Annotated in this window: 4 protein-coding genes and 1 pseudogene; 3 read left to right on the forward strand and 2 right to left on the reverse strand. The window is 66.7% G+C overall.

Features of this window, described 5'->3' with window-relative positions; all coding sequences use genetic code 11:
• Positions 1 to 637: pseudogene (locus ABD899_RS04975) on the reverse strand (IS630 family transposase); the annotation flags it as partial.
• A gap of 130 nt (positions 638 to 767) precedes the next feature.
• Here ABD899_RS04975 and ABD899_RS04980 point away from each other — a divergent pair.
• Both ABD899_RS04980 and ABD899_RS04985 read left to right on the forward strand, forming a co-directional pair.
• Positions 768 to 1,139: a hypothetical protein gene (locus ABD899_RS04980; protein WP_345203026.1), complete on the forward strand. Its 372-nt coding sequence runs from the start codon at positions 768 to 770 to the stop codon at positions 1,137 to 1,139.
• Between the two features lie 619 nt (positions 1,140 to 1,758).
• Complete coding sequence (locus ABD899_RS04985) at positions 1,759 to 2,499, forward strand: hypothetical protein (RefSeq protein WP_345203029.1); 741 nt, start codon at positions 1,759 to 1,761, stop codon at positions 2,497 to 2,499.
• A gap of 243 nt (positions 2,500 to 2,742) precedes the next feature.
• Here the strand turns inward: ABD899_RS04985 and ABD899_RS04990 are convergent, their stop codons facing one another.
• Entirely contained in the window at positions 2,743 to 3,483 is a 741-nt protein-coding gene (locus ABD899_RS04990) for an alpha/beta fold hydrolase (protein ID WP_345203031.1), read from the reverse strand.
• 584 nt (positions 3,484 to 4,067) lie between these two features.
• Here ABD899_RS04990 and ABD899_RS04995 point away from each other — a divergent pair.
• Complete coding sequence (locus ABD899_RS04995) at positions 4,068 to 4,913, forward strand: IS5 family transposase (protein WP_345203033.1); 846 nt, start codon at positions 4,068 to 4,070, stop codon at positions 4,911 to 4,913.
• Positions 4,914 to 4,987 lie beyond the last annotated feature (74 nt).

Below are 4,987 nucleotides of genomic sequence, written 5' to 3' on the forward strand. Positions count from 1 at the left end.
GTAGTCGTGGGTGCGCTTCTCGGGCATGCCGGGCATCATCGGCAGCACCGGTGCGGACCGGGCCAGTGCTTGGACTTGGCTCTTCTCGTCCACGCAGAGCACGACGGCGCTCTCGGGCGGATCCAGGTACAGCCCGACCACGTCGTAGACCTTCTCCACGAACAGCGGGTCCTTGGACAGCTTGAACGTGTCCGCCCGGTGCGGCTTGAGGTCGAACGCCTTCCAGATCCGCCCGATCGTGGTCTTGGACAGCCCGGTGCGCTGAGCCATCGACGCCCGAGACCAGTGTCGCGTTCGCCGGGGTCGACTCCAGCGTGGCGACCACGACGTCCTCGACCTGGTCGACGGTGATCGACGGCGGCCGGCCCGGGCGGGCCTCGTCCATCAGCCCGTCGAGCCGGTCGGTCACGAACCTGGCGCGCCACTTGCCCACCGTCGCCGGTACGCAGTTCAGCTTCGCTGCAACGGCTTTGTTGTCCAGACCGTCCGCGCAGGCCAGCACGATCTTGGACCGCAGCGCCAACGACTGAGACGACTTCGCCCGCCGCGACCACCGCACCAGCTGCGCCCGCTCCTCATCACTGAGGACCAGCTCGGCTTTCGGTCGACCTGTTCTCGCCACACCCGATTCTACAATTTATCTTACGAACTTCCGGTGCGACACACTAGCCGCAGGTAGCGCTTCGGCAAGCCCGCCCGACCACTTCGTCCAGGCGTCCAACGAAAGCTTCCAGTTCACCGTCGACTGCGGCACCTTCGAGGCGCACGTGGCTGGCACCGTTTCCGACCGGTTCACTGTGTTCTTCGACGCCGAGGGAAACGTGACTCGTTTCACCGAGTTCGTCTCGGCACCGCGCGACGTGTGGACCAACGCGGAGACCGGCCAGTCGATCGTCGTGCGCGGCCATTTCGTGCAAATCCACAATCGCATCCCGGGCACCGACGAGTTCGACCGCACAGTGACCGGCTTCCGGTACATGGTTAACGAGCCAGAGGAAGGCGTGACGATCAAGGACGCGGGTCGGATCGTTTACGAGGACCTGAACGAGTCGACGTGGCGCGACGTCGCGGGCCGTCACGACTTCGCTGACGAAGCGCTGATCGGCCCAACTCTCTGCGCGGCTCTCGCCCGCCCGTGAGGTGCTGATGAAACGGCCGTTGCAAGCAGCCTCATCCGGCACCCGACACGGCTGAGTCTTACCAACGACGACGTGGCGAGCACCGCGTTCTGCGCGGACGGCGGCCTCCGGTACGAGCCCTAGCAATCGCACGCACGCCGCAAATCGGATGAGTGCCCAGGTGTCGCAAGAGACGAACCTTGATGTTCGCGCTCATGCGATGCCCGAGAACTGGCTGCGGGTACACGGAGGGGTCCGCGGTGCCGGTCGCACCGTCCCACTGGTCGTCCCAGGCGCGTGCCGCCGCTTGTGGACGTTGCTCGGTCTCAGCCGCCGGGCCGGTGTGGCTGGAACTCTCGTAGGGCTGGTGGATGTGCCCCGGAGTAACCGAGCCACCATCCCGGGCGCCACCGGGGGCCCTCAGCCCTGGACGCGGGTCTGAGGAACCACCCGCGTTGGCTATGGACGTGCCTCGAACGGCGGGAGGAGACTCGATGCGTGCCGTTGGGGTGGGTTCTGAGGTGGCCCGCATGGTGACCAGACGGGGTCTTCCGCTGAAACGCCTACGGCAGCGGAGGATTGCGAGCCGACCGCGAAGCCTGCATGGCACATGCGCACTCTATTGGTGAGGAGTCTGGATATGGCGACCCGTTGGTTAAGAGGCGCGGCGATGCTTGGCGCGCTCGTGCTCTCCCTCCTGCTTGGGACCCTGTCCCCTGCGCGAGCTGACAGTGGTGGCATCCAGATCAAGCCGATCGGAAACCCCACGTGGGCGCCGGATGACTGTCACCTCTTCTCGGCGCCGATCGGCACCGCAGGGACCGGCTATGCCGAAGCCTTCGAGACAATCGGCCGGCTGTTGCCCCCACCCAACCACGTGCCGCGGTTGCCTTGGCTGGCTATCGGCCCCGGGGCGGCCCACATGCCCCCCTACGACACGGAACTCGGGCTGGGCATCAGGTCCGAGGACTTCCATCGCGGCCATGGGTTCACACGCTCGGAGTTCTCGGATGGGAACGGCGTGTTCCTGGTGTGCATGGTTGTTCCTGACCCAGGAGTCGTTGGCTCGTCGCCGGACTTCGCCTCAGGCCCGATCATCGCCAACGCGACGTTCCCGGTACACGTCGAGGGAGTGGCGACCCAGGACGGGAAGCCGTTCGACCCCTTCCTGACCAACTTCGACGTACCGCCACTGACCACCACCATCGACCCCGCGTTCGATGTGGACGGCCACAGTCACTTTCCGATCTTCGTGGTCACGAATCAAGACTTTGGCCCTACCACGACCGCTCTTCAGGGCCGGTTCGACTACGAACTCACGATGACCGACGTGTCGGGCACGGGCTGGACCGTGCGGGCGCACTTCGTTGTGAGGCCGTGAAGCATCGCGCGCCGGACGACGGCCGAGGTGACCGGGCCGTGGACTTGAACCGTCGAGGGAACACTCGCGCGGGACGGCGAAGTAAGACCGTCCGTCTTTGACATCTGCCTGACAGCGCCGGGTACGTCGAGCCCCTACCCCGCCCAGCCGCGGGAGCTGGCTTGCGGCGAAAGGACGCATCTCCTCGCGTGTCGGGTCAAGATCGCTGCACGGCGCCCGCTCCGCCGGTGTGCTCCCTGGCCGTCACTCCGGCGGGGCTGCTGCGTCGGCGATGATCGCGGCAAGGTCGGCCGGCCGGCTCCACATCGGCCAGTGCCCGGTCGGCAGGTCGACGAGCTCCAGTTTCCGGTACTGCAGGATGCCGGCGAGGAATGGCATTCCCTGCTTGGCGTAGGAACGGTACTCCGCCGCCGGGAAAGAGGTGCACACGATGGTGCCCGGGACGTTGAGTCGACGGTCGTCGTGTAGCGACACGGCTTCGCGCATCGAGGAGGTCGGTTGTGGAACGGCGCGCTCTCGGAACGTGGCCAGCTGCTCCTCGGTCAGGCCTTCCATCGACCCCTCTGCCAGTTCCTCGTCGTACTGCGCCGAGAGCGCGTGCTCGTCGCCGGTCACGTTCGGGTCGATGGCGTAGCCGTCCACGACCGGGGCCGTGTCGACCCAGACGACGTGCTCGACCTGGTCGACGTGCCGGTCCAGTGCGACCGTCGCAGGGACGGCCGCGCCGCTGTGCGCCACAAGCACGGTGCGGGCACCCTGTGGTGCTCGGGCCAGCGCGGCCTCGATCGCGCCGACGTGGTCCAGCAGGGTCACCGAGCCCCGGTCGTCATCGTCTGCCTCGAGGCCCGGCAGGGTCACGGCGAGCGCCGTCAGATGGTGCTCTGACAGGTGCGCGATGACGTCGTCCCACGCCCAGGCACCGAGCCAGAACCCGGGGACCAGGACGACATGGGCGGGAACCTCGACGGTGGGGGTGGCGCTCATCTCGCCATTGTGGCGCCCAGTGAGCCGCGGGTTACGTCTATGGACAGCGGTGCATCGGTCGAGCCCCCTCAGGACTGCCCGAAGATCGGCTGGCGTAGTGACTCAGGAGGGCTATGGACACCCGCTCGCCCCAGACCGACACTCGATCCATTGCCTCGAGGTCGACGGCCTGGGCTACGAGGTGTTCAACGCTACCAACGCGGACATTCCGTCGCTGAGACCACCAACGAGATCCGGGACCGCTTCTACGTGGGAGTGACGGTGAGACGCCAGATGGGGCGGGACGAGACCTTCTACTCCATCGACAAGCCTCGCGATCTCCTCGGCTAAGCACCGCAGCACTCTTGGCGTGACGTCCTGCCGGACCCCAAGGCCGGCACCTGACCGACGCGCACTGACGCATGCGTACGGCGTGACGCGCACGCGGCGATAGGACGCATCCTGAACCGGTGTGCTTCACCGGTCCTAAGAGGTTCCGCGGATAGGTACGCGTGTTACGGCTGAGGCGCGTGTCGCAGACGGGGTGCAGGCACGGACGCGAGTAGGAGAGGTGGTGTCAAGTCAGCCGTCTCCAGGAGGCGTCCGTGCCTGCCCTGCCATCTTCACTGATCGAACCGTTGTGGGACCAGTTCGCCGCGCTGATTCCTGCGCACGTGGACACCCACGCGCTGGGCTGCCACCGCCCACGCATCGAGGACCGGGTGGTGTTCGACAAGCTGGTACAGGTGCTGGTCCTGGGCGCGGCCTACGAGCGGATCGCGGACTCAACGTGTTCGGCGACCACGCTGCGCGCCCGCCGGGACGAGTGGATCGCCGCCGGGCTCTTCGAGGAGCTGGAGGACATCTGCTTGCGCGCGTACGACCAGATCGTGGGGCTGGACCTAGGCGACGTGACCGTCGACGGGTGCATCGTCAAAGCCCCGTGCGGTGGGCAGGTCGCGGGCAAATCGCCCGTGGGCAGAGGGAAACTGGGCACCAAACGATCTCTGCTGGTCGACGCCGCCGGGATCCCTTTGGGGTGTGTCATCGCGCCGGCGAACCGCAATGACTCCCCGCTGCTGCGCCCGACCCTGGCCAAGCTGGCCCGCTTCGATGAAGGGCTCGGGGTGGGCCTACCGGACCGGATCACCGTGCACCTGGACGCCGGGTACGACAGCGCCAAGACCCGCGACCTGCTCCACGAGCTCGGCTGCGAATCGGTGATCAGCGTCAAGGGATTCCCCCTCCAAGCCGGCGCCCGATGGGTCATCGAACGGACGAACTCCTGGCACAACCGCGGCTTCAGAAGGCTCGCCATCTGCACCGACCGACACGACCGCGTGATCGACGCGTTCATCGCCTTGGCCAACGCCGTGATCATCACCCGACGACTGATCGCCCAAGCCTGGTTCACCCACCGCTGGGACAGCCGCCCAGCCCGACAACCCTGACCTATCCGCGGAGAGACTGTCCGACTAACGGTGTAACTGGCCCAAGTCGCTGACTCGTTCAGCGGGAAGGGTCG

The organism is Fodinibacter luteus (assembly GCF_039541575.1).
GTDB classification, from domain to species: Bacteria; Actinomycetota; Actinomycetes; order Actinomycetales; family Dermatophilaceae; genus Fodinibacter; species Fodinibacter luteus.